At 38.1% G+C, this 22,775-nt stretch carries 31 protein-coding genes; 25 read left to right on the top strand and 6 right to left on the bottom strand.

Annotation, left to right across the window (positions count from 1 at the left end; translation table 11 throughout):
- Positions 1 to 19: 19 nt before the first annotated feature.
- From L634_RS0102375 to L634_RS0102355, 5 genes are all read left to right on the top strand, one after another.
- Positions 20 to 1,153 (top strand): glycosyltransferase family 4 protein, encoded by a 1,134-nt coding sequence (locus L634_RS0102375; RefSeq protein WP_026581061.1) that lies wholly within the window; start codon positions 20 to 22, stop codon positions 1,151 to 1,153.
- Positions 1,154 to 1,169: 16 nt separating this feature from the next.
- On the top strand, positions 1,170 to 2,282 hold the full coding sequence (locus tag L634_RS0102370; RefSeq protein WP_026581060.1) for a DegT/DnrJ/EryC1/StrS family aminotransferase: 1,113 nt from the start codon (positions 1,170 to 1,172) through the stop codon (positions 2,280 to 2,282).
- A 17-nt stretch (positions 2,283 to 2,299) separates the two neighbouring features.
- Complete coding sequence (locus L634_RS0102365; RefSeq protein ID WP_026581059.1) at positions 2,300 to 3,010, top strand: acyltransferase; 711 nt, start codon at positions 2,300 to 2,302, stop codon at positions 3,008 to 3,010.
- 83 nt (positions 3,011 to 3,093) lie between these two features.
- Positions 3,094 to 4,572 (top strand): O-antigen ligase family protein, encoded by a 1,479-nt coding sequence (locus L634_RS0102360; protein WP_026581058.1) that lies wholly within the window; start codon positions 3,094 to 3,096, stop codon positions 4,570 to 4,572.
- 139 nt (positions 4,573 to 4,711) lie between these two features.
- Positions 4,712 to 5,233 (top strand): hypothetical protein, encoded by a 522-nt coding sequence (locus tag L634_RS0102355; protein ID WP_157452336.1) that lies wholly within the window; start codon positions 4,712 to 4,714, stop codon positions 5,231 to 5,233.
- A gap of 40 nt (positions 5,234 to 5,273) precedes the next feature.
- On the opposite strand, the gene L634_RS30460 is transcribed toward L634_RS0102355, so the two are convergent.
- Together L634_RS30460 and L634_RS0102345 are read right to left on the bottom strand one after the other, a co-directional pair.
- Entirely contained in the window at positions 5,274 to 6,293 is a 1,020-nt protein-coding gene (locus L634_RS30460; protein WP_034261776.1) for an LCP family protein, read from the bottom strand.
- A 91-nt stretch (positions 6,294 to 6,384) separates the two neighbouring features.
- On the bottom strand, positions 6,385 to 7,023 hold the full coding sequence (locus L634_RS0102345; RefSeq protein WP_026581056.1) for a YigZ family protein: 639 nt from the start codon (positions 7,021 to 7,023) through the stop codon (positions 6,385 to 6,387).
- A gap of 416 nt (positions 7,024 to 7,439) precedes the next feature.
- On the opposite strand from L634_RS0102345, the gene L634_RS0102340 reads away from it, so the two are divergent.
- Complete coding sequence (locus L634_RS0102340) at positions 7,440 to 8,582, top strand: sensor histidine kinase (RefSeq protein WP_026581055.1); 1,143 nt, start codon at positions 7,440 to 7,442, stop codon at positions 8,580 to 8,582.
- Between the two features lie 62 nt (positions 8,583 to 8,644).
- Entirely contained in the window at positions 8,645 to 9,325 is a 681-nt protein-coding gene (locus L634_RS0102335) for a response regulator (RefSeq protein WP_026581054.1), read from the top strand.
- Between the two features lie 93 nt (positions 9,326 to 9,418).
- Here L634_RS0102335 and L634_RS33230 read toward each other — a convergent pair whose 3' ends face one another.
- Positions 9,419 to 9,568: a hypothetical protein gene (locus L634_RS33230; protein WP_157452335.1), complete on the bottom strand. Its 150-nt coding sequence runs from the start codon at positions 9,566 to 9,568 to the stop codon at positions 9,419 to 9,421.
- 243 nt (positions 9,569 to 9,811) lie between these two features.
- Between L634_RS33230 and L634_RS0102325 the strand changes: the two genes are divergently transcribed.
- Positions 9,812 to 10,651: a DegV family protein gene (locus tag L634_RS0102325; protein WP_026581053.1), complete on the top strand. Its 840-nt coding sequence runs from the start codon at positions 9,812 to 9,814 to the stop codon at positions 10,649 to 10,651.
- Positions 10,652 to 10,793: 142 nt separating this feature from the next.
- A complete protein-coding gene (locus tag L634_RS0102320) occupies positions 10,794 to 11,339 on the top strand; it encodes a hypothetical protein (RefSeq protein ID WP_026581052.1) in 546 nt (181 codons plus the stop codon).
- Between the two features lie 34 nt (positions 11,340 to 11,373).
- Here L634_RS0102320 and L634_RS0102315 read toward each other — a convergent pair whose 3' ends face one another.
- Complete coding sequence (locus L634_RS0102315) at positions 11,374 to 12,729, bottom strand: recombinase family protein (RefSeq protein ID WP_026581051.1); 1,356 nt, start codon at positions 12,727 to 12,729, stop codon at positions 11,374 to 11,376.
- A gap of 14 nt (positions 12,730 to 12,743) precedes the next feature.
- Positions 12,744 to 13,388: a LexA family protein gene (locus tag L634_RS0102310; protein ID WP_026581050.1), complete on the bottom strand. Its 645-nt coding sequence runs from the start codon at positions 13,386 to 13,388 to the stop codon at positions 12,744 to 12,746.
- Positions 13,389 to 13,575: 187 nt separating this feature from the next.
- On the opposite strand from L634_RS0102310, the gene L634_RS0102305 reads away from it, so the two are divergent.
- Positions 13,576 to 13,818, top strand: coding sequence for a helix-turn-helix domain-containing protein (locus L634_RS0102305; protein WP_232233689.1), 243 nt, complete (start codon positions 13,576 to 13,578; stop codon positions 13,816 to 13,818).
- Between the two features lie 417 nt (positions 13,819 to 14,235).
- Here the strand turns inward: L634_RS0102305 and L634_RS0102295 are convergent, their stop codons facing one another.
- The gene (locus L634_RS0102295) at positions 14,236 to 14,481 is read right to left on the bottom strand and encodes a hypothetical protein (protein ID WP_026581047.1); all 246 of its coding nucleotides are present in this window, start codon (positions 14,479 to 14,481) and stop codon (positions 14,236 to 14,238) included.
- A gap of 285 nt (positions 14,482 to 14,766) precedes the next feature.
- Here L634_RS0102295 and L634_RS34590 point away from each other — a divergent pair, with 285 nt between their 5' ends.
- From L634_RS34590 to L634_RS0102205, 15 genes are all read left to right on the top strand, one after another.
- Positions 14,767 to 14,895, top strand: coding sequence for a hypothetical protein (locus L634_RS34590; RefSeq protein ID WP_269521414.1), 129 nt, complete (start codon positions 14,767 to 14,769; stop codon positions 14,893 to 14,895).
- Positions 14,896 to 14,928: 33 nt separating this feature from the next.
- Positions 14,929 to 15,087, top strand: coding sequence for a YqaI family protein (locus L634_RS33225; RefSeq protein ID WP_157452334.1), 159 nt, complete (start codon positions 14,929 to 14,931; stop codon positions 15,085 to 15,087).
- 74 nt (positions 15,088 to 15,161) lie between these two features.
- Entirely contained in the window at positions 15,162 to 16,388 is a 1,227-nt protein-coding gene (locus tag L634_RS0102275) for an SNF2-related protein (protein WP_026581046.1), read from the top strand.
- Complete coding sequence (locus tag L634_RS0102270) at positions 16,385 to 16,651, top strand: hypothetical protein (protein WP_026581045.1); 267 nt, start codon at positions 16,385 to 16,387, stop codon at positions 16,649 to 16,651. Before L634_RS0102275 ends, L634_RS0102270 begins: the two co-directional genes overlap by 4 nt.
- A 14-nt stretch (positions 16,652 to 16,665) precedes the next feature.
- Positions 16,666 to 16,917 (top strand): hypothetical protein, encoded by a 252-nt coding sequence (locus L634_RS0102265; protein ID WP_026581044.1) that lies wholly within the window; start codon positions 16,666 to 16,668, stop codon positions 16,915 to 16,917.
- On the top strand, positions 16,917 to 17,234 hold the full coding sequence (locus tag L634_RS0102260; RefSeq protein WP_026581043.1) for a hypothetical protein: 318 nt from the start codon (positions 16,917 to 16,919) through the stop codon (positions 17,232 to 17,234). The genes L634_RS0102265 and L634_RS0102260 overlap by 1 nt, the downstream gene beginning before the upstream one ends.
- Before the next feature lie 173 nt (positions 17,235 to 17,407).
- A complete protein-coding gene (locus L634_RS0102250; protein ID WP_026581042.1) occupies positions 17,408 to 17,689 on the top strand; it encodes a nuclease in 282 nt (93 codons plus the stop codon).
- Positions 17,686 to 17,979, top strand: coding sequence for a hypothetical protein (locus L634_RS0102245; RefSeq protein ID WP_026581041.1), 294 nt, complete (start codon positions 17,686 to 17,688; stop codon positions 17,977 to 17,979). The genes L634_RS0102250 and L634_RS0102245 overlap by 4 nt, the downstream gene beginning before the upstream one ends.
- The gene (locus tag L634_RS0102240; protein WP_026581040.1) at positions 17,976 to 19,838 is read left to right on the top strand and encodes an AAA family ATPase; all 1,863 of its coding nucleotides are present in this window, start codon (positions 17,976 to 17,978) and stop codon (positions 19,836 to 19,838) included. The genes L634_RS0102245 and L634_RS0102240 overlap by 4 nt, the downstream gene beginning before the upstream one ends.
- 105 nt (positions 19,839 to 19,943) lie before the next feature.
- The gene (locus L634_RS0102235) at positions 19,944 to 20,291 is read left to right on the top strand and encodes a hypothetical protein (protein WP_026581039.1); all 348 of its coding nucleotides are present in this window, start codon (positions 19,944 to 19,946) and stop codon (positions 20,289 to 20,291) included.
- Complete coding sequence (locus L634_RS0102230) at positions 20,291 to 20,782, top strand: DUF669 domain-containing protein (protein WP_026581038.1); 492 nt, start codon at positions 20,291 to 20,293, stop codon at positions 20,780 to 20,782. Before L634_RS0102235 ends, L634_RS0102230 begins: the two co-directional genes overlap by 1 nt.
- 162 nt (positions 20,783 to 20,944) lie before the next feature.
- Entirely contained in the window at positions 20,945 to 21,118 is a 174-nt protein-coding gene (locus tag L634_RS33220; protein ID WP_157452333.1) for a hypothetical protein, read from the top strand.
- Positions 21,119 to 21,374: 256 nt separating this feature from the next.
- Entirely contained in the window at positions 21,375 to 21,536 is a 162-nt protein-coding gene (locus L634_RS33215) for a hypothetical protein (protein ID WP_157452332.1), read from the top strand.
- Between the two features lie 193 nt (positions 21,537 to 21,729).
- Entirely contained in the window at positions 21,730 to 22,458 is a 729-nt protein-coding gene (locus tag L634_RS0102210) for an NUMOD4 domain-containing protein (RefSeq protein ID WP_026581036.1), read from the top strand.
- The gene (locus tag L634_RS0102205; RefSeq protein ID WP_026581035.1) at positions 22,458 to 22,703 is read left to right on the top strand and encodes a hypothetical protein; all 246 of its coding nucleotides are present in this window, start codon (positions 22,458 to 22,460) and stop codon (positions 22,701 to 22,703) included. Before L634_RS0102210 ends, L634_RS0102205 begins: the two co-directional genes overlap by 1 nt.
- The last annotated feature ends 72 nt before the right edge of the window (positions 22,704 to 22,775 follow it).

Genomic DNA, 22,775 nt, shown 5'->3' with positions numbered 1-22,775 from the left:
TTTTAAGGTAGTGAATGATATGAAGGTTTGCCATTTAACATCCGTTCATTCAATGAACGATACACGGATATTTATAAAAGAATGCCAATCTTTAGTGCAGAGCGGGTACGATGTTACGTACATTGTTCCAAATACTGAAAGCAAGACCGTATCTGGTGTGCGGATTATCGGTGTGCAGTCCGATGCAAAAGGCCAGTTAGGCAGAATGAGAAAAACGACACAGAAAGTCTTTGAAAAAGCATTGGAAGTTAATGCTGATGTCTATCATTTTCATGATCCTGAACTTATGCCTATTGGATTAAAACTAAAGAGCAGAGGGAAAAAGGTAATCTATGATGTTCATGAAGATGTTCCGGAACAAGTGCTGTCCAAACAGTGGATTCCCAAGCCATTAAGAAAACTTGTTTCAATCCTGGTCAAAAGGTATGAGGGCTACGTATCAGCCAAATTGGACGCTGTCGTATGTGCTACTCCTACAATTGCCAGCCGTTTTAAAAATTATAATAAAAGCACAGTTACTCTTCATAATTACCCGCTGCTTAATGAATTAGCTTCAGATAACATTGATCGGGAGCATGGAAACCGCAGTGCTCTGTATATTGGCGGCATCTATGTATTAAGGGGTATAAGAGAAATGGTGCGGGCTATTGAAAAAGTAAATGAAAGCACTGAGTGCAGATTTGTACTTGCTGGGGAATTTGCCCCCAAAAGCCTTGAAGAGGAAGTAAAGGCAATGCCAGGCTTTAGGTATACCGATTACCTTGGTTTTCTTGACCGTGCAAATGTCAAAAGGGTATTGACTGAAGCGGGTATGGGCTTAGTGCTTCTTCACCCTGAACCCAGATTTATCGTTTCTCTGCCTATAAAAATGTTTGAGTATATGTCAGCAGGAGTTCCTGTAATAGCATCCAATTTTCCCCTTTGGAAAGATATTGTTGAGAAAAATAAGTGCGGGTTATGCGTAGATCCGTTAAATGTAGAGGAAATCGCAAACGCAATGAAATGGATTATCGAAAACCCTGAGGAAGCAAAACAAATGGGCGAAAACGGCAGAAGAGCAGTTGAAGAGATTTATAACTGGGAAAGCGAAAGTGAAAAATTAATTAACCTTTATCAAACCCTGTCTGAAACAAAAGCTGTTTCAGAAATTTAAGGAAAGAGGGATTAGAATGAAAGTAACCATGCTGGATTTAACAGAACAGTATCAAAACCTTAAAGAGGAGATTTTAAGTGTCCTGGATGATGTAATGTCCAAATCACACTTTATTCTGGGCGAAAATGTTAAGAAACTTGAAAAGGATGTTGCTGAGTATAGCGGTGTGGGTTATGGAATTGGAGTGGCAAATGGAAGTGATGCAATACATATCGCTTTACAGGCAAGCGGAGTAGGCTCTGGAGATGAAGTAATCGTACCTGCTTTTACATTCTTTGCGACTGCTGGTGCTGTAGCTAGAACTGGCGCAACGCCGGTTTTTGCGGATATTGACCCTAAGACTTTTAATATTGATCCAAAGAGCATTGAAAAAGTGATCACTGATAAGACAAAGGCAATCATTCCGGTTCACTTATATGGCCAAATGGCAGACATGGATGAAATAGCAGCAATTGCTAAAAAGCACAGCTTGGCAGTAATCGAAGATGCTGCTCAAGCAATTGGTTCAAAGTATAAAGGGAAAAAAGTTGGACAGCTTGGTACTGCTGCAACATATAGCTTCTTCCCTACAAAGAACCTCGGGGCCTATGGAGACGGGGGAATGATTGTTACTAGTGATGAAGATTTAGCTGAAAAAATGAGAGTTATCCGTGTACATGGAAGCAAGCCGAAGTATTACCATCATGTGCTGGGATACAACAGCCGCCTGGATGAGCTTCAAGCAGCAGTTCTGAATGTGAAATTCCCTCATCTTGATACATGGAGTGAACTTCGTCGCGAACGTGCTAATAACTATACACAGCTTCTAAACGAGAGCTTGAGAGACGTTGTTGTAACTCCTTTTGTGGAAGAGCATAATGATCATGTGTTCCATCAATATACCATCCGTGTGCCAAGACGTGATGAATTGCAGGAATACCTTAAAGAAAATGGCGTTAGCACAATGATTTATTATCCAAAACCATTACATTTGCAGCCAGTTTTTGCTGACCTTGGATGGAAAGAGGGAGACCTACCAGAAACAGAAAAAGCATGTACAGAAGCGCTATCACTCCCAATGTTTCCTGAGCTAAAACTTGAACAGCAAGAATACGTAGTAAGAAAGATTGTTGAGTTTTACTCTAAATAAGAGAGGGGTATCCGAAGATGAATCCTGTTAAGAAAGGCAATAATGTAGTTATAGCAGAAAATGTGACATTCGGGGAGAATGTTGTTATTGGCCATAATGTAATCATTTATGAAGGTGTACAAATTGGTGATGAAGTTACTATACAAGATAATGTAGTGATTGGTAAGCAGCCGAGCCGTGCTAAAAATTCTATCCTTCCTGATATAGATCAGCTGCCGCCAACCATAATTGGATCTGGATGCACAATTGGGACTTCATCCATCATTTATGCCAATGCCGAAATTGGAAATGATGTTTTTATTGCTGATCTTGCTACAGTAAGAGAGCGTGTAGCAATTGGCGAAAGAACGATTGTTGGCCGGGGAGCAGCAGTTGAAAATGATTGTAAAATTGGAATGAAATGTAAGTTGGAAACAAACTGCTACATTACTGCTTATTCCGAGCTTGGAGATTATGTTTTTGTTGCCCCAGGAGTAGTCACAACGAACGATAACTATATGGCCCGCTCTAAAGAAAGACTTGATAAATTCAAGGGCATAACCATTAAAAATGGCGGCCGTATCGGTGCTAACTCCACCATTCTTCCTGGAAAAGTCATTGAGGAAGATGGAGCTGTCGGAGCTGGAAGCGTGGTTACCAAAGACGTTGGCAAGGAAGATCTTGTGGTTGGATCTCCTGCCAAACCACTTCGTAAAGTTCCAGAAAACCAATTGTTAAGAAATCAATAAAAACTTTAAGAGGTTGATGAAAATCATCAGCCTCTTATACCATGTAAATGACCTTTTTTTAAACTGCAAGAAGGAGAAGAATCATGCAAAATGTCTACAAATTTAAAGCAGTTCATCAAATGATAGGGGCATTTTTAGTGTCATCCATTCTGGGCTGGATGATTGTCTTTATTCTTCCTGGCCTTAGTATCAGCAGGTCGTTTGCTCTTATGGGAATATCTTTTCTTGCTGTACTTTTTTCATTTAAATTAGTGGCTGTTTTATTAAAAAAATATTCTATCACCAAAATTATCCTTTATTCTTTTGTCTTTTCAGCTTTTTTAGGGCCTGGCATTTTAAACCTCAAACTTGGCCCCATTTCCATTTTCCCTTATCGATTGCTCCTGCCTGTTGCTGTAATAATTCTCCTTTACCAATGGTTTGTAAAAGATGAATTTTTTTCAGCTGGAAGAGAGCCGTTAAAAAACATTATTCTTTTTTACTACTTCTGGATAGCCTATGCTGTTCTCTCATTATTATGGGTTTTGTCAGTATCTGAAGGAATAAAGGATATTATCTTTTTATGCTCAGGCTTATTGTTTACTTTCCTATTTATCAGCCTTTTTAAAGAGAGAGAAGATTACCATAACCTATTATGGCTCTGGATGGCTGTATTACTGTTGATGGTTGGATTAGGTTTTTGGAATCACTTAACACTGCAGCATCTTCCCATTTCCCGAATGTATAATGCACCAATGTATATAAGGGACAGGCCGACAGCTGTTTTTACAAATGAAAATGATTTTGCCACCTATATGGCTATAAGCGTTTTTATAGCATTGGCATTTCTGCAATTTCATAAGTCCTTTTTATTAAAATTGTTAGGCTTCGCCTTATTAGGCACAACTTTATATTTAATTTTAGTTACATCCTCAAGAGCTAATTTGCTGGCTGTTATGTTAGCTGGATTTTTTTGGTTCATTCTTTTTACGAGCATAAAGCAGAAAAGATATTTATTGCTTTTAGGATCGGCAGGCTTTATTGTTGTCTTAGCCGTCTCACCGGCTGCCGTAACAGCTATATTCAAAGAAGTAGAATCGCAAATCCTAAGTATATTTGCCTTTACTGATACAGGTGATGCTTCAATGGATATAAGGAAAAATTTACTTAAAAACTCTCTTATCTTTATTGCCAATTCATTGGGTTTCGGAATTGGAGCAGGTAATGCAGAGACCTATATGAAAGCTGCGGGATTATTTCCAACCATGGGGACTTTAAATATACATAACTGGTGGGCGGAATTGTTAGTCCATTACGGAGTTCTTATTTTTATGGGTTATGTGCTAATCTATTTATGGTTCATGGTTATATTGTATAAACTATTTAAAAGCGCAGAACATTGGAAAGACCGATTAATTAGCCAGGCACTATGTACAAGCTTAATTGCCTTTTCCGTAGCAAGTATAAGTCCCAGCTCGATCATGACGTTGAACTTTGTTTGGATCTTGTTTGCAATCGCAGCCGGATATATTAACGCACGTTATAAGAAGAACACTGAAGGTAAGGAGCAAATCAATGAATAATCTCAATCGCAGAGTGAAAAGTATTTTATTAAGGGCGCGGAAGCTCATATGGCTGATCATTTTACTGCCGATCATAACTTCTGCAGTAGCCTATTTCCTGGCTTCCCAAACACCAGTCAGCTATCAGGGAAGCGTCAGTTTGAAGTTCGGCAACTTTGAAAATGAATATTTAACCAAGCCGGAATATATGAAATCTTATATAAAAACAGATAAATTTGTAAATGAGGTTAAAGAAAAATACAATATTGATTTAGATGAACTGAGATCAAAATTGAATGTTGATGTTTCTCCCCCTGAAAAAAAGATGACATTATCGATATCAGGGAATGACAAAGCCGCTATAGAAGAGGATCTGTCCCTTTATACAGAAGCGGTACTAAAGGCAAGTAATGAAAAATACGCAATGAAATTAAACATAATTGAAAGTGCTATAGCGGAATTAGAAAATACAGATTCGGAATTTGAAAAAATCGATAAGGTCATAGAAAAATTCGATCTTAATTATACTATACCTACTTTGGAGAAAACCGAAATTGCTGATAATATAACTGTTTCGGAAATGCCTAGGGTTTCACCTGTACAAAGGGCGATTGTCGGTTTTCTTGCAGGGGTAATGTTAAGCTTATTTATCCTAGTACTTCCAGAAGTATTCAAGGACTAAAATTATAAAAGCTGCTGAACCACATGTTCAGCAGCTTTTTCTATTCCAGTTTGTTTGAATTGTATTCATCTGTTTCTTGTGATGTTCTTTGATAGGAAAGGTGCTCTTGGAGTATAAGTGTAATTTCCTCCATTGCTTCTTCGTCTGGGCTAAAATAATAAACTCCGTCAATGTAATTATCATGACCGGTAATTTCGAGCTGTTCAATTGAAGAAGAGCGAAAGTCTGGGTATTTCTTAATAAAGGCTAAAGCTTCGTTTACTTTCATATTGGTTTCAATATTATCCCCGATTTCTTCAGCAATTTCATCTATTTTTAAAAGGGTTGAGGGTGAAGTAACCTTATCTATTACTCCTGTTACTATCTGTCTTTGTCGCTCGTTTCGGCCAAAATCTCCGCGAGGATCTTGTTTTCTCATTCGTGCATAAACTAACGCTTCATCCCCATTTAATTTCTGCTTTCCTTCATAAAAGTAAAATCGTTCCCATTTCTGATTAATATCGTTAAAGTCAAAAGGTACATCGACGGTCACTCCGCCAAGCACATCAACAATATTAATAAAGCTTTTGAAATTTACTGTTACATAATAATCGATAGGAATATCCAGGAAATTTTCTACTGTTTCTATAACTTTCTCTTTTCCGCCTATTGAGTAGGAATGGTTAATTTTATCTTCTCTATAATCCGGTATATCCACGAGTGTATCTCTAGGGATGCTGATTAGCTTCATGGTTTGATTCTTTGGATTAAAGGTAGCTACCATTATTGTATCCGATCTTCCATGGTCATTTTCATCGGTATAATTCTCGATTCCCAACAAAAGGACTGAGAAGGGATCATTTGAAACATAAACTGGTTCTTCCCTTAAGTTAGACTTTTCATTTCTTCCTTCTACTTCTGCGTATGATTTATCTACTGCCTTATAGGTGTGGTAAGCTGCATAGCTGAAATAGGTTAAGACAGCAAAAAAAACAGTTGCTAATGTGAAAACCAATAATCTTATTCTTCTTTTTCTTCGATAGTGTCTCTTGCTTCTAATATCTCTATCAGAATTTTCCATAGTATACATCCTTTAATAAAAAATATAGTCCTAATTTACATTAATTAATTATAATATATAGAAGGGATTAAAATAAGTGGTGGAAATTTAATTATAGTTTAATGTTTTCCTCGAGATAAAGTTGAGTCCCCTTCATTATCTTTCCTTGACCATTCGTAAACTCAGTCATCCATTCCATAAAAGATTCTATTTGGCTTTCTTCAACGTATGCCTCTATATCAACAGCATCAAGGTAATTAATCTCTTTTAATTTATAATCTGATGATCTGAGTGCGTTCTCCAATTTTCCCAGCCAGGTATAATCAACCTTTGTATGCATAATCCTCATTAATTTTCGTTCGACAATCCCAGCCGCTTTTAGCCCTTCAGAGGTGGCTTTACTATAAGCACGAATCAATCCGCCTGCTCCTAATTTTATTCCTCCGAAGTACCTGGTTATGACAACCGCCGTATCTTTAAGCTGCTTTTTCTTCAAGACTTCCAGGATCGGAACACCGGCAGTTCCACTAGGCTCTCCATCATCATTTGCCTTTTGAATCTGGTCATTCTCGCCAATTAAGTATGCAGAACAATTATGAGTTGCATTTGAATGTTTCTTTTTAATAGTTTGAATGAAATCCTGTGCCTCTTCTTCGGTTTCAGCTCTTGAAACATAGGCAATAAACCTTGACTTTTCTATAACTATTTCAGTTTCTCCATAACCCTTTACTGTATAGTAACGGGGCAACATGAAAACCGCTCCTTCCTCTGATCAAAAAAGTCGTTAAAAAAAGTGACTTATTTCATTATAATTCGACAAGGTTTCAAACATCTATTTTTCAACAGATTGTAATGAAACTTTAATATAGAACATTTTTTCCCATGTTATAATATGAATTATTCTGATGTTTATACTACTATAGTGAAAAATGTGTCGTTTTTAATTTTAATGTGGTATAAATATACATATTCCTTTGCATTAATAGTAAGGTTTACCCTTCTCTTATTTAGGATATAAGACATGGGGTACATTCGCAAGTCTGAGTCTTTTTACCGAATTTTAGTTGATTTGGTATAATTTTCTGACTTGAAAGATAGTATATTAGCTCATTTAACGCTAAAATATAGGTACATAGCGGAAGGGTTTTTACCCTTGGAGGAATGGAAATGAGTATTAAAAAATTGGATTCAAAAACTTTGGATCTTATATTGGAAAAAATGGTTCAAACAGTGGGGACCAGTAAAGACGAAATATTCCGCATCGGAGAACAATGTCGAAAGGATCATCAAACTTTAACAGATGAACTAAGAGAAGTTAAACAGTTGGTCCTCAAAGTGATTGATGAAGGGGATAAGCTGGAGGTACAAACCCGATTTGCCAGAAAGCGGCTCTCTGAAGTAAGCATGCACTTTAAGGATTATTCAGAGTTTGAAGTGCGGGAAGCATATGAGAAAGCTCATCAGCTGCAAATGGATTTATCTATGAACCGGCAGCTTGAAAAGCAATTGAGAGATCGCCGAGATGATATAGAACGAAGGCTTGTTGGCGTGAGCGAAACGATTGATAGAGCAGAACACCTCATTTCTCAAATCACCGTGGTTATGAATTATCTAACAAGTGATCTTAAACAAATGGGAGAGATTATAGAGGATGCGAAGATTAAACAGGATTTCGGATTAAAAATTATTGAGGCGCAAGAAGAAGAACGAAAGAGAGTATCTCGTGAAATCCATGATGGACCTGCACAGATGATGGCAAATGTAATGATGAGATCCGACTTAATTGAGAGGGTCTATAAAGAACGCGGGTCAGATGAAGCAATTACGGAGATTAAAGATCTGAAGAAGATGGTTCGAAACGCTCTTTATGAAGTCCGAAGAATTATTTATGACTTGCGCCCAATGGCACTTGATGACCTAGGCTTGATTCCTACTCTTAAAAAATATTTGGCAACAATAGAAGAGTATCACAAGAACACAAAAATATACTTTGCGAATGTGGGAGAAGATAGGCGGCTCCCTCCACAATATGAAGTAGCATTGTTCCGCTTGATACAGGAATCTGTTACCAATGCTCTGAAGCATGCTGATGCCAAAGAAATTCATGTGAAAATAGAGATCAACAATACAAGGGTAGCAGTTGTTATAAAAGATGATGGTAAAGGCTTTAATATTCGTGAAAAGCGGGCAGGCTCATTTGGAATCATGGGAATGGGAGAAAGAATTGAACTATTGGACGGGCAGATGTCCATAGATTCCAAAATTGGTAAAGGAACCATTATCATTATGCAAGTTCCAATAAAAGAGTAGCTTAAAACGTCTTAGAAAATAGAAATAGATAAAACTATCCGGAGATTTGGGAGGCGAAACATTTGACTACAAAGATTGTCATAATTGATGACCATCAATTATTCAGAGAAGGGGTAAAACGCATTTTAGATTTTGAAAAATCCTTCGATGTGGTTGCTGAAGGTGACGATGGAAGCGAAGCCATGTCGCTGGTTGAGGAATATGATCCCGATGTAATAATTATGGATATTAACATGCCAAATACCAATGGAGTAGAGGCAACCCGCCAATTGATCAATAAATATCCAGAATCAAAGGTTATTATTCTATCGATCCATGATGATGAAAACTATGTAACGCATGCATTAAAAACGGGAGCAAGCGGCTACCTTTTAAAAGAAATGGATGCTGATGCATTAGTGGAAGCAGTAAAAGTTGTAGCTGATGGAGGATCGTATTTACATCCAAAGGTTACACACAACTTAGTTAATGAATATCGTCGTCTAGCGGCAGAGGGGACTACCAATAGCTCTTATTCTCAAGTGGAAATCCGCCGTCCGCTCCACTTGCTTACTCGCCGCGAATGCGAAGTTCTTCAGCTTCTGGCTGATGGAAAAAGCAACCGCGGAATTGGCGAAGCACTTTACATAAGTGAAAAGACAGTCAAAAACCATGTAAGCAATATTCTGCAAAAAATGAATGTAAACGACCGCACACAGGCAGTGGTTGTTGCTATCAAGAATGGCTGGGTGGAAGTACGATAAGATTCTAGTCGAGTTATGTCGAAAAGTATTGAATAAAAAGCACGCGAATGTTTAAATGCATCGCGTGCTTTTGTTTCTTTGTCTATTAAAACATCATCCGGAGTTTTTGGTGAAAAGTGATTTTAGCTTCATTTCAAGTTTAAATGGCCCATTCATATATCTTTTCATGACCAACTGGAAAATCTCCTCAATGACTATTAAGATCACAAAAGGCAATACAATAACCCCGATCCAAAACCACATTACAATCCCTCCCTATTAATCTTCCTTCTATGTATATACAATCCTTATGTAAAAATCTTACATTAATTTATCGTATAAATAAAGGGCATGGGTATTGTATGAGTACCAGGCACCACCCGAAATTTGTCGAAAACGAAGTCTTCTTTGGTGTCGCCTTAAACTTAATGCATTTTCTCCTGCTTTCATATAAAATGGTACATGAACATATAGTAGAGAAAAAAGATAAGGAAGGTACCTCTATTTATGAAAACGGCTGTTGTCACAGATAGTACAGCATACATCCCAAAGGATTTAAGAGAAAGATTAAACATACATATGATTCCGCTTAGCGTGATTTTCGGAAGTGAAACGTACCAGGAAGAAGTAGAAATCACTGCCGGGGATTTTTATGAAGAAGTGAAGCACAAAGAACTTCCAACGACTTCACAGCCGCCAGTTGGGCAGTTTGCCGAACTGTTCGAGAAGCTTGCGAAGGAGTATGATGCGGTTGTTTCAATCCACCTATCAAGCGGCATCAGCGGCACTTTCCAGGGTGCCGTTACAGCTGGCAGTATGGTTGAGGGGATTCAGGTTTTTCCGTTCGACTCTGAAATCAGCTGTATGGTGCAGGGCTTCTATGTCATTGAAGCAGCTGAACTTGCCGCTGCTGGAAAAAGCCCTCAGGAAATCATTGAGCGGCTTGAAGAGATGAAGAAATCAGTCAGAGCTTATTTCATGGTGGATGACTTATCCCATCTTCAGCGAGGAGGGCGCCTTTCAAGTGCACAGGCTTTGATTGGAAGCCTGCTGCAGGTAAAGCCGCTGCTTCATTTTGAAGACAAGAAAATCGTTCCTTTTGAAAAAATCCGCACCCGGAAAAAGGCCATGAAGCGGATGGTGGATTTGTTCTGGGAAGACGTTAAGAGCGGTGATCCGTATAAGGCGGTTATTATTCATGCTAACAGAGAAGCAGAAGCGCGTGAATGGAAGACCGAGCTTGAGGCGGAGTATCCAAACGTGGAATTTATGATCAGCTATTTTGGTCCTGTGATCGGAACCCATCTGGGCGAAGGTGCGATGGGATTTGGCTGGGTGAAGAAGTGATACATTTTAGAAGGCGCCATCCTGTTAAGGGGATGGTGCTTTCTTTTTGTCTAAATTGTGAAATTATGGAATTGGCTTGAAAAACAGGGGGGACAATGGCAAAATTGAGGAATAGAACTCTCTTTTTGTATGAGGTGATTTTTTGAGATTTATATTAAAAAATGAAAAAGTAACTCCATATTTAAAAGAAAGGCCCCTAGACAGCCTTCCAATTTCCTCAATCGAAACCATTCCAAAGCCATCACTCAATGAAACTTACCCCTATAACGAAGAACTCCATCACTTACTCTACGGAAAACAGCTTTTACCGGATGATCTCCCTTTTCCCCTGGAAGAAATTCAAGAACACTACGAAAACGGCTATATCCTTTACCGAAAAGGCATTATGAAATTGAAAAACAAGATTGCCTGTGCAAGGTGCGGCAATAAGGATAGCTCACTTTTTGCAAGCTTTCCCTGTGCCCGCTGCGGAGAGGAGAAGTGCAGCTATTGCCGAAAGTGCATCATAATGGGGCGGGTGAGTGCCTGCGCACCGTTGATTAGCTGGACTGGGCCAGAGCCTGCACGTGCCGAAAAAGAGAATCCCTTAGTTTGGAGAGGCACACTTTCTGACGGACAGCAGATCGCCTCTGGCCGGGTGAAGAAGGCCGTCATTGACAACACTGAGCTTCTCGTCTGGGCCGTTTGAACAGCCCGATATGAATACATAAAAATTATTGCTATTAAAAACGCCATTCAATTATGACGTTCTTGTCATCTATTTTAATTTCTTTAATGAATTTATTAATTACGATTTGTTTACCTTTGAAGTCCAGTTCGTCAAAAGCAACTTGGATATCTTTTAGCATATCATCTGTAATTTCCTCTGCAGCTGGTGTTGCCTCTTTTTGTTTTTCTAGAACCTTCTTTTTTTCTTCGTTTAATTTATTCATTTGCTTATTTAATATATCTTTATCCATGTCCAAATTTGTGGTGTATAGTTCAATAAGTCGTTCAATTTTTTTGTTAATGTCTTTTATTTGTTTTTCATAATTAACAATACGATCTTTTTTGTTTGAACGGCTTTTTTCGATGGTAAGATTCTTAAGTTCATTTATAACTAGAGCTTCTAATTTTGGTCTGCTCCAATTCTGATTGTTGCACTTCTCGTCATATTCAGAAGGGAATCTTCTGGCCCTACACATGTAGTAATAATATTTTTTGGGGTTCTTCTTCGATATGCCTGTACTATAAGATACAAAACTTTCGCCACAATGCTCACATTTGATTAATCCAGATAGTAAGCTTTCTTTAGCCTTGTGGGCGTTATTACCCTTATGCCTTTCCAGGAGCCTCTGTACGCGTTCAAATTGGTCTTTAGAGATAATTGATTCATGTTGTCCCTCGTATAGGTTACCGGCGAAACTGACAAGTCCTATGTACAAAGGATTCGAAAGGATGTCCCGGTACCGTCTAAATCTCCAAACTTTATAGCCTTCTAATTTAAGCATTTCTTGAACTTGTGTTATTGAGTGAGATTGCTCATACAGATCATAAGCTCTTTGTATATGCGCTGCTTCTTCCTTGTTTATAATTAAATTCCCGTCTTTTCGCAAATATCCGGCTGGGTCATAATCTCCACCCATTCCTCTAAGTCCATTTTCAGCCCTCTTTATGTGCCCCATTCGCATACGCTCAGCAATGGTTTCGCGTTCCAATTGAGCAAATACAGACAGAATGCCGATCATTGCTTTTCCAAAAGGTGTAGATGTATCAAGTGTTTCTGTTATTGATACAAAATCAACTTTGTTTTTTAAGAAATGTTCCTCAATCAGTTCAAGTGTATCTTTTTGAGACCTGGATAATCTGTCTAATTTATAAACTACAACAGCATCAATGGCCTTTAAGTCTTTAAGTAAACGCTGAAGATCAGGACGGTCAAGTGATGCTCCAGAGTAGCCACCGTCAATATAAATGTTATGAATTTCCCAGTTTTTCGCTTTGCAAAATGCTTCTAACCGTTCTTTTTGTACTTCTATACTATAGTTTTCAACCTGGTCTTGAGTGCTGACGCGGATATAGATAGCAGCTTTTGTCATATATATCACCTGGATTAAAATTTAATGTTTAAAGGTGCCATGTACCAAACTAATTTTCCTTTAATATGGATTGGGTTGTATTCTTGCTCTTTTGAACTATAAAACTGAGTAGAGTTTTCAGGGTTATAACTTTCAGGTTCTAATGTAATTCCATCCTGAAATTTATAAAACCTTTTTAAAGTTGCATCATATCCGTTGACTGTAACAGCAGCAATATCACCATTTTTAACTTCTTCTGTAGGATCAATCAATGCAAGAGCTCCTGAAGGAACAATTTTATTCATGCTATCTCCCGTTACCTGAACTAAAAAAGCCTCTGGATACGTTTCTGCAACTTCTCTTGGTACATTCACCATTTCTTTTACTGGAATCATCTCCAATGGAACTCCAGCAGCTATTGATCCTAATAAAGGAACTGGAATGGAATCCGCATTGAGAGTGTCATTATTCAATCTATTTACTTTTTGGTCCTCAATGATATCACTTTTTAATATTCCGAAATGATCTGCGATTTTCTGAATAGTACCCATACGAGGTTCTTTAAGTTCGTTCTCCCAAGTAGAGACTGCTTTATCAGATACTCCTGCGATTTCTGCAAGTTCTTTTTGTGATAAATTATGTAGTTCTCTCAACTTTTTAATATTTTTTCCTATACTCACTTTATTTCCCTCCGGCACTATTTATATGATTAATATAAACTAAAAGTAGACAATGTTCAACATTATATCGAAAAAAATCTACTTTTATTTAAGTTGCCTATTTTCAAGGTAGAAATTCGTGAGAATTTTATCGTTGACAATCTACTAAAAGTAGAATAAGATGTGATTGTGAAAGGTGAAAAGCGAGGTGAGAACGGTGAGATTCACACTGAAACAGGCTAGGTTGCTAAAAGGTTTTACACAGAGGGAGATAGCCAGTAAGCTTGGAGTCCATGTGCAAACATACAGCAAGATGGAGAAGCATCCAGATGAAGTTACTGTTAGAGAAGCAAAGAAGCTATCGGATATCTTAGAAATGAGTTATGATTGTATTTTTTTTAACCAGGGTTCTACTTTAAGTAGAGTAAATGGTGATGAATCAACTACTTAAGGTGGAGGGGAGAAAGTAAATTGAAATTAATGGAGGACCTAGAAGTCACTCATATCAAATTAGAGGGTCATAGCATCCCTATCCCAGTTGGACTATCTGATCTTTTAAATCATTCAAGAGTTTGGGTCCTTAAACAGAAAGGAGACACCATTGAGGACCCACATTTTTTAAATAATTACGAGAGAAAGGTCTCTCTGGAAGATGGGAAACTTCGGACATATCTAACTTATGTAGAAAATTAAGAACTTGCAAGCAAGGCTGATTAGCAGCCTTATCTTTTTACCAACATGGCGAAACTTGATGAACGAATTTAGTTCTAAAATCATAACGACGTAAAGTCATGGAGAACAATATAAATCAGCCCCTGCTTTAACAGAGGCTGAGAAAAAATCTAATTATGATGACCGGTAAGGAAAATCACAAGGAATCGTTCCATTTAGTTAATTTGACACCAATGACTAAATTTTCAAAGCCAGGATCATCCATACAAACAACTTTAATTAGCCCTTGTTTTTCTAATTCATGGAGTTTAACTTCGATCATTTCACTCGAGTCCTGGCCAAGTAGTTTACAAGATTGAATTATATCCGGAAAGTCAATTATCAGTCCATGTTTTTCTGCATTGATAGGCGACAAACTATTCAAAACTTCTATGAGTTTCATATTACCACCTCCTTCCAATTTTATTATACCGGAAGGAAATCTATTGGAATAAAAAATTTATGCATTTGGAGGTACCTGACGTGTTCGGCATTGGATGCTTTGGAATCGTCTTTATCACATTGTTATTCGCTGGTTTTGCAGTTGGAAAGGCCAAGGGTTGGGCTGAGTAGCCGGGAGGTGAAATTAAGGTGAATAATTACCGTTCATTTGCACTGGGGATCTTCATTGGTTGGTTGTTTACCTGTATCGTGTGGGAGATTTTCAACTAAAAGGAGGTGATGAAAATTGAGCAAAGAGTTACTATCAAGTGTTTCTGATGGTGATTGGCACACAAAGTTGGAAAACATCAAATACAGCACAAGCTTGCGCGAAATTGTAACTGTTCAATTCATGCTTGATAACCCTATTGATTAATTGGTTTTACATATTTGAAGGGAGGTGAGAATAGTGGAAACTTGTGAAAATCATCCAGTTGAAGATGTATTCGGTGATGAAATTTGTTCAAATGATGTCTACTTCATTTTTGGAAATGATGTGGTGTTAGAAGGAAATTTAAAAACATATCTGATTGGCAATCAGCAAGTCAGCTGCTATCGTGCAGTATAAAAAATGACCACTCTGCAAAGTGGCCACAAGAAAATACACACACTGAAAGTATAGCACGAAACGATGTGATGTAAATGAAACTTTTTCCACACCAGGAACGAGCATTGAATGACACATATCAAAAAGACCGTGTTGCTTATTACTTGGACATGGGTCTGGGGAAGACATTCGTTGGATCAGAAAAGATGTGGGAGCTCAATACCCCATACAATCTTGTAATCTGTCAAAAATCAAAGATCGATGATTGGAAAGATCATTTCCATCAGTTTTATGACTATGAAGTTATTGTTTTTGATCAGCAGCGCATTGAGGATATTCCTCCAGAAAGTGTCTTAATCATCAACTATGACAAAGTCTGGAGGCGGCCGGAATTATTAAAGCTTAGGAATTTTACTTTAATGATGGACGAGTCCTCCATGATAAAAAATGAATCTTCCAATCGGAGTAAATTCATTCTGAAGCTTGCAGCTGACAATGTAATTCTTCTGTCTGGAACACCTACAGGTGGAAAATATGAAGAATTATGGTCACAACTGCATTTGTTAGGTTGGAAGATTACAAAAAAACTATTTTTAAAGCAATTTGTTGTCCAGGAATGGGATGACCGGAATCAAAAGTTTGTCATCACCGGTTATAAAAATGTGGAACGCTTGAAAGCAAAGCTTCGGCAATATGGTGCCATCTTTATGAAGACGGAAGAGGTCTTTGATCTTCCTGCAGTTAATGACCAAATCGTAAAGATACCAGGCACCAAAGAATACAAGCAGTTTACAAAGGACCACATCATTGAGATTGGTGAGCAAGAATTAATCGGTGATACCCCAGCTGCTAAGAAGTTGTATCTCCGGCAATTGGCAGGGGCATACAACCAAAACAAACTGCAGTATGTAAAAGATTTAATCGATAGTACGAATGATCGAATGATCATATTCTACAACTTTAAAAAGGAATACGCAGCATTAGTGGATCTTATCAATAAACCAATCAGCACAGTCAATGGTGATCAAAAAGATTTATCAGCTTATGAGGAGCATGGAAACTCTGTAACGCTCATTCAGTACCAGGCAGGCGCAATGGGTCTTAACCTGCAGAAAGCAAACAAGATCGTTTACTTTACCCTCACAGATAAGAGCGAGCTGTTTGAGCAGAGCAAGAAACGGATTCACAGGATTGGCCAGGAGAAACCATGCTTTTATTATTATCTGCTCACAGATGGATCCATTGAGTGGAGAATGCTCGAAGTCCTGAGAGAGCGAAAAGATTATACAGATGCTTTATTCGAGAAGGAGGAAATGGAATGAGTTTTTTAAGAAGATTTATAGACCAAATGCAAGCTTTTAGGGTTGCCAAACAAGCTGGGATTGCTCGTGATTTTGCTGAAATGAAAAAGGGTGTAAGAGCTAAAGCCCCACGTAGTACCAAACAACCCTATCAACCTGGTGAACTTGGATTATCGGCTGTTTCTACAGCAATCAAAAAAGATTATGGTGAGATTTTAAACCGTAGGGAACGTAAAAAATTAGCTAAAGAAAATGGCGTTGCTTTTGCCAGGTATTCCGGTTAAGGAGTTGAGCTTTAATGTTAAAAAGATACCTGGTTGTCACAAGACAGAACAGAGGTCATTTTACTGAGGATCAGGTTCATATGTATGAGCGGGATTCAGAAGTGAAAAGTCTAGTTGGTCGTATTGCATCTGGAGATTACAACATTGAGGAAGAACCGAAAACATTAAAAAGTATTCATGAGATTGATCTTGTTTACGGGGAAATTAAGTGCCTTGAACCTTCTCTTGTGAATATGAAAATCGTTCTGAAGGAGTGTGACAAGTAATGAGTAATGAATTACAAGCATTTGAAAGCAAACACATGTTATTGATGGCAAATGTTGCACAGCATATTCAACAGGAAAAATTATTAAAAGATCAAACTGCCAAACTTAAAGAAGAGCTTGGCAAGGCAATGGATGAGTTTGGAATCAAGTCGATTGATAATGACTTGCTAAAAATCACTAGAACAGCAGCAAGTACAAGTAAATCTTTAGATACGACCAGGCTGAAAAATGAAGAGCCTGACCATTATGCAGAGCTCATGGCTGATTATCCTAAAGTCACTAATCGTAGTGCTAGTTTAACAATCAAGGTGAAATAAATGCCTTTAAAAATAGTAAAAACTGTAAAAGTCCAATGGACTGAAGCTTATCAAAGTTATTTTTCTGCAGGGGATGAGTCAGAACCGTTCTGTGGAAAATGTGAAACAAAATTGGATGAGGAATTTAATTATTGTCCTGGCTGTGGCTCCAAGCTTGATTGGGGTGACATCAGATGAGAGAATCTGCATTTCAGAAAAAAGTCATCAAGTATTTAAAAGATAAAGAAGTATGGCATGTAAAGTATTGGGCCGGGAGTCAATACACCAAAGAAGGAATTCCTGATATCTTGGCCTGCATCGATGGAAAGTTCCATGGCATTGAATTAAAAACCGATGTGGGTACGGCCAGTAAATTGCAGTTGTACAATATCCGGAAAATAAAAGACTCAGGTGGAGAGGCCTATGTGCTTCGGCCTAAAGATTTTGAGTCCTGGAAAGTGAGGTGGTTTGGATGACTGAAACTAAAGAGAAAGCTATCCTCATCGAAATTGGCAATGTCCGTATTAAAGAATATGACGGTCTAAATGTAGTGGTTGAACGGTTGGAAGAAGTGTTCAATCCAATTAAAAAAGAGACAGTCACGAAATGGCGATTCAAAGGTTATTCAAAGACCATTCATAGCGCTTTAAAGTTTATAGCCCGTAATGAGTTATTGGTAAACAAAGGTGCTGTTAAAGACTTGAAAAGCTATCTAGACCAGATCAAAGTCTCCAATGAAGCATTAATGGAAGTGGCTAAGTTATGAGCCAATACAGTTACAGCCGGGTTTCATTATTCAATGACTGTCCCTATCACTTTGATCTTAGATATAATCAGCAGCTTACTGAAATTCCAAAATTAGATGCTGATACCCCTTTAATAATTGGCCGTGCTTTGCACTCTGGAATTGAGCATGATGTGGAGACTTCTCTTCATGAATACTACAATGCTTTTCCAGTCTTAACGGATGCCATTATTGAAGAAGGAATAAAGTTAGAAATACTCATTCCCAAAGTAAAGGATTTCTTGAATCAGAGTTTCGCAGATTGTGAGTTTATCCATGAATACAAAATCGATCACGAACGTTATCTCGGGTTTGTGGATCTGATCATAAAGGCACCTGATGATACTTGCATGGTAATGGATTTCAAGTATTCGAACAACATCAAGAACTATTTAGAATCCGGACAGCTACATATTTACAAAGACTACCTAGAGCAAGATGGGTTCAATGTTAAAAAGCTGGCTTATCTATTCGTTCCAAAGACAAGCATAAAGCAAAAAGATAAAGAGGATTTATTCCATTTCCGTAAACGCCTGGTTGAAACAGTTGAAGCATCAGAAGTAAAGTTTGTCCCAATTGAATTTAATGAAATGGAGTCCATTTACTTCAAGAACAGCATGGACAAAATTGAGAAAACTACTGATTACTCTAAAAAGAATGCCAGTGGAAAATGCTTCAGCTGCAACCCGCGGTTCAGGCCCAATTACTTGGAAGCTATAGAAAATGATAAGGGAGAGATTTTAATGGCATTGCCTAAAAATGAACGTCGTGAAAGAAAGATCGATACGAAGCCAGATTTCTGGATATACGCAGATTCGTATGTTGGTAAGTCCACATTTGTGGATGGTGTGGATAACGTGTTATTCCTCAATACTGATGGGAACACGGATAACACCACTGCTCCAGTTGTATCAATTAAAGATGTTGTCACAAAAACTGGCAGGGTTACAAATCGTAAATTAGCCTGGGATGTTTTCTTGGATACCTTATCAGAACTTGAAACGGAAGAGAATGACTTTGAAGCAGTTGCCCTGGATCTGGTTGAGGATATTTACGAACACTGCCGTGTCTATGTGTTTGATAAGAACGGCTGGGAGCATGAATCTGACGGTTCTTATGGTAAAGGGTGGTCTAAGGTTACAACTGAATTTAATAACGCCATGAAGCGTTTGAAAGCTCTTGGTTATCAATTGATTTATATCAGTAAAGAAAAGGTTGAAGAAATCACTTTGAAGGGTGGATCCAAGCGAACAACCTTTAAACCAAATATTAATGACAAGGTCGCCAATTTCCTTACTGGCACTGTGGATTTAACATTACGTGCTTTCGTGAATTCTGAGGATGAAAGATTCCTGCAGTTGGCTAAGAAACAAAATGTATTCGGTGGAGGCCGTTTTGATTTTGAAGTCGATACCATCCCGTTGGAAATGGAAACATTTATTGAGGAGTTAACAGCTGCCCAGGAAGGCAAAGCATCTAAAACCAAAGAGAAAGCGAAGCGTACTGGACGAGCTAAGAAAGAAGAAAGTGACGAAAAGCCTAAGCGTGAACGTTCATCCCGTAAAAAGATTGAAACGGATGAAGAAGAAATAGAAATGACAACACCAGATTCAGAAGATGATGTTAACGGTGTTCCTGAAGAAAAACCAAAGCGTGAAAGACGCTCACGCAAAACGGAAGATGCTCCTATAAATGAAGAAAAGCCTGGACGCCAGCGCCGTTCCCGTAAGCCGACTGAAGATGATACGCCGCCAGGTGAAGAAGACTCTGCAGAAGCTAAAGGGGATGAAAAGGGAACTCGTAGTCGTAGATCAAGAAGAGAACGTGAAAAAAAAAGTTAATCAATGACCCGTTTTCAGACAATGGTGGGGTCATCGATATCTCAGATGATGACCTGCCATTTTAATAAAACAATAAAACAATAAAACTATTTGGAGGTAATGAAAATGGCAGTTAAAGAGCTTAATACAAAGGAGCAGCATTACGCTGACACTCGTGAAGAGGCTGAAAAGGTTGTTGAAGAAGCAAAGGGTGATATCTATTTAACATCTTTTAAAATTAGTGAAAAGCACAATAAATACGGCACTTATTTCTTGGTTGACCTGGCTTTTAGCTATGATACGCCACGTGAAATTATGGAAAATGGACCTTCTAAAAAAGAAGAGCCAGAAGAACAGCATGAGGGTGTTGAATATAGCGTTGGCACTGATGGTACTGTTTCTGTAAACCATGATGAGGAAGAAGATTTTGATGGATCACAAATTGGCAACGATGATGAGGAGGATGAACAATAATGGCAGAGGATAAAAAGTTTGATTGGGGTAAATTTGACAAGCAGGTGGATCTGGAAGCTCTTGCGGAAGATGTAAAAGAAGTTGAGGAAAATGGCGGCGGTGATTTTGAGCCACTTCCGGATGGGCAGTATGAGGTTGAAGTTGAAAAGATGGAGCTTAAGGAATCATCCAAAGGTGATCCAATGTTATCAATCTGGTTCAAGGTTGTAGACGGTGATTATGAAAATCAGCGTATTTTCTACAACAAAGTAATGCAGCCGCAAAACGATAAAGCATTTGGCATTCAGGTTCACCAAAACAATGAAATGCTGCGTGCGCTTTGGGATTGCGAAAAGGATGATGTTAAATTCACTGGGTTTGGAGCTTATGCTGATTTGATTCTAGATATTCATGAAGAGATTGATGGGCAATTTGAATATCTGCTTGAAAAAGGCACGAATAAGGATGGATTCGATACATTCAAGATCGTTGAAATATTTGAAGTTGAATAATTGAATAGGGGGAGCTCACCGGGCTCCCTTTTAATATACGAAGTTAGGGTGTGAAATGTGTTGTTTGAATACATTTTAGGATTTTTTCTTTTTTTGGGAATGTATTGGTTTGGATTTTATAGAGGGACAAAATTTAAAAAGTAAACCAAAGGGTGTGCTGATATGGATTTATCTAAGGCTACAGATCAGCAACTATATGATATTGCAACCAATGAGAACGAGAGAATGAGAGATCGGTATGCTGCAGCGTGTGAATTACAGAGAAGGAGAAAGGCTCTTTCCGAGGATTCCTACAGAGAAGTAAATGTTCCAAGTGGTGGGAGTGGGTGGTTTTAATGGCCAATAAAACTAAACAGAGGAGACGATTGAGAAAATCTCTGGCCAGTCGTCGTAAGGAAATAATTAAACATAATTGGAGACGGTATTGGGTTAAAGTTGGGGTTTTGAAAGATTGAAACAGTTAGTGCGAGCAAGGGACCGGAATCTTAAGTGGGTTGAATTATGGCTGCTGGCCTTGCTCGATAAGTATAAATTTTCCATTAGCTTAAGTAAATATACATTTGACATAAAGTGCGTAGTGAGGAGAGACGAAATGGCTTTTAATATCAAGTGTTCAAACTGCAAATATGAGGAAGAAAAGAACGATGCTTTTTCTAAGAAAGATGATATAAGTATCGAAATCACAGGCGAAGAAATAGTAAGGATTAGGTGTAATTTTTGTGGCAATGAAATTTTTAGTCATTATGATTGCTAAACAATTCGAAGGTTTAGTGAAACAAAATGATAGTTCAGTTGATTAGGAGGCAAAAAAAAAGAAAGTTGCGCAATGGTTGGGGTGCTCCCATTTGATCCATGTTTTTGCAACTCTCCAATGACCATTGTAAATTATGCACTATTGGAAAACAATAGAAACTTTTTGATAGATCAGTTTGTTAGGAGGAAAAGGGATGCTATATCTATATGATCCCAGGACAAATATTCTCACAGAAACTACTTTTGATTATGTTCTTGATATTGCAGGAGTTACAAAATCAAGTCTTAAATCGATGATGTCAAAGGGTTCGAAATTAGCTAAAATCAACTGTTATTTAGTTGATGAAAAAGTAACTCTTGCCAAGAGAAAAGAATGGTACGTCAAAGAAAAATATCATCAGGAAGTGTGGAAGGAAGTTGAAGGATCAGAAGGAAAGTTCCTCATTTCAAGCTATGGTCGGGTGCAGCGCGTGTATAAAAATCATTCTTCCTTCATCCTCCCATTTCTACACAGAAAACACTTAATGGTGAAGGTATGGTTCAAAGGGAAATACCAGCAAATGAAAACTGGCCATTTAGTTGCTCATCATTTTCTGGATGATCCAAAGCCTGGTGAAGTGCTTCACCATAAAAATGGTATTGTCACAGATGATTTTGCCGGTAACTTAGAATATATCAGCAACAAAGAGTTAGGGAAGAAAACTGCTCATAAAGCGAAAGCAAGACCTGTAGTAAAAATTGACCCTGAAACACTTGATGTATTAGATGAGTATCGATCATCAAGAGAAGCAGGGAGAAAAAATTATCGTTCTTACCAATCAGTTTTAGATAACTGCAATAAGAAAACTAAAACCAGCGCTGGAATGCTATTTATGTGGGCTGATGAATATGAAGAAATTTCAAGCTTTGAGGAAGTGATGTAATGAAAGAGGTAAGAGAAAGAATTTTAAATGATATTGATTCTGAAAGAGAACGCCAGGACTTAATCCATCCTCAAAAGTTACCTCTGCCAATGCGGTTTATAACGATTATGGAAGAGGCCGGGGAAGTAGCTCAGGCGATGCAGGAAGATGACTTTGATGGTGTCTATCGGGAGTTAATTGAAACAGCTGCATCCTGTGTAAGGATGGCTGAGCAAGTGCTTCAGGTGAAGGACAATGACGTATAAAGCATTTTGCCCTAAATGTCGATATGCTGTTTATTCACAAAAGTATTGGGGAGCTAAAAATAGAATTAAATT

The organism is Bacillus sp. J33, assembly GCF_000518885.1.
In the GTDB taxonomy this organism is placed as follows: Bacteria; Bacillota; Bacilli; order Bacillales; family Cytobacillaceae; genus Cytobacillus.
The sequence above is the reverse complement of the archived record's forward strand: the minus strand, read 5'-3'. Positions and strand labels throughout refer to the sequence as shown.

What these genes read in the sequence shown, in the direction of transcription:
- L634_RS0102375 (WP_026581061.1), top strand. Translation starts at nt 20, where the DNA reads ATGAAGGTTTGCCATTTAACATCCGTTCATTCAATGAACGATACACGG.
- L634_RS0102370 (WP_026581060.1), top strand. Translation starts at nt 1,170, where the DNA reads ATGAAAGTAACCATGCTGGATTTAACAGAACAGTATCAAAACCTTAAA.
- L634_RS0102365 (WP_026581059.1), top strand. Translation starts at nt 2,300, where the DNA reads ATGAATCCTGTTAAGAAAGGCAATAATGTAGTTATAGCAGAAAATGTG.
- L634_RS0102360 (WP_026581058.1), top strand. Translation starts at nt 3,094, where the DNA reads ATGCAAAATGTCTACAAATTTAAAGCAGTTCATCAAATGATAGGGGCA.
- L634_RS30460 (WP_034261776.1), bottom strand. Translation starts at nt 6,293, where the DNA reads ATGGAAAATTCTGATAGAGATATTAGAAGCAAGAGACACTATCGAAGA.
- L634_RS0102345 (WP_026581056.1), bottom strand. Translation starts at nt 7,023, where the DNA reads ATGTTGCCCCGTTACTATACAGTAAAGGGTTATGGAGAAACTGAAATA.
- L634_RS0102340 (WP_026581055.1), top strand. Translation starts at nt 7,440, where the DNA reads ATGAGTATTAAAAAATTGGATTCAAAAACTTTGGATCTTATATTGGAA.
- L634_RS33230 (WP_157452335.1), bottom strand. Translation starts at nt 9,568, where the DNA reads ATGTGGTTTTGGATCGGGGTTATTGTATTGCCTTTTGTGATCTTAATA.
- L634_RS0102325 (WP_026581053.1), top strand. Translation starts at nt 9,812, where the DNA reads ATGAAAACGGCTGTTGTCACAGATAGTACAGCATACATCCCAAAGGAT.
- L634_RS0102315 (WP_026581051.1), bottom strand. Translation starts at nt 12,729, where the DNA reads ATGACAAAAGCTGCTATCTATATCCGCGTCAGCACTCAAGACCAGGTT.
- L634_RS0102295 (WP_026581047.1), bottom strand. Translation starts at nt 14,481, where the DNA reads ATGAAACTCATAGAAGTTTTGAATAGTTTGTCGCCTATCAATGCAGAA.
- L634_RS0102275 (WP_026581046.1), top strand. Translation starts at nt 15,162, where the DNA reads ATGAAACTTTTTCCACACCAGGAACGAGCATTGAATGACACATATCAA.
- L634_RS0102270 (WP_026581045.1), top strand. Translation starts at nt 16,385, where the DNA reads ATGAGTTTTTTAAGAAGATTTATAGACCAAATGCAAGCTTTTAGGGTT.
- L634_RS0102265 (WP_026581044.1), top strand. Translation starts at nt 16,666, where the DNA reads ATGTTAAAAAGATACCTGGTTGTCACAAGACAGAACAGAGGTCATTTT.
- L634_RS0102260 (WP_026581043.1), top strand. Translation starts at nt 16,917, where the DNA reads ATGAGTAATGAATTACAAGCATTTGAAAGCAAACACATGTTATTGATG.
- L634_RS0102250 (WP_026581042.1), top strand. Translation starts at nt 17,408, where the DNA reads ATGAGAGAATCTGCATTTCAGAAAAAAGTCATCAAGTATTTAAAAGAT.
- L634_RS0102245 (WP_026581041.1), top strand. Translation starts at nt 17,686, where the DNA reads ATGACTGAAACTAAAGAGAAAGCTATCCTCATCGAAATTGGCAATGTC.
- L634_RS0102240 (WP_026581040.1), top strand. Translation starts at nt 17,976, where the DNA reads ATGAGCCAATACAGTTACAGCCGGGTTTCATTATTCAATGACTGTCCC.
- L634_RS0102235 (WP_026581039.1), top strand. Translation starts at nt 19,944, where the DNA reads ATGGCAGTTAAAGAGCTTAATACAAAGGAGCAGCATTACGCTGACACT.
- L634_RS0102230 (WP_026581038.1), top strand. Translation starts at nt 20,291, where the DNA reads ATGGCAGAGGATAAAAAGTTTGATTGGGGTAAATTTGACAAGCAGGTG.
- L634_RS33220 (WP_157452333.1), top strand. Translation starts at nt 20,945, where the DNA reads ATGGATTTATCTAAGGCTACAGATCAGCAACTATATGATATTGCAACC.
- L634_RS33215 (WP_157452332.1), top strand. Translation starts at nt 21,375, where the DNA reads ATGGCTTTTAATATCAAGTGTTCAAACTGCAAATATGAGGAAGAAAAG.
- L634_RS0102210 (WP_026581036.1), top strand. Translation starts at nt 21,730, where the DNA reads ATGCTATATCTATATGATCCCAGGACAAATATTCTCACAGAAACTACT.
- L634_RS0102205 (WP_026581035.1), top strand. Translation starts at nt 22,458, where the DNA reads ATGAAAGAGGTAAGAGAAAGAATTTTAAATGATATTGATTCTGAAAGA.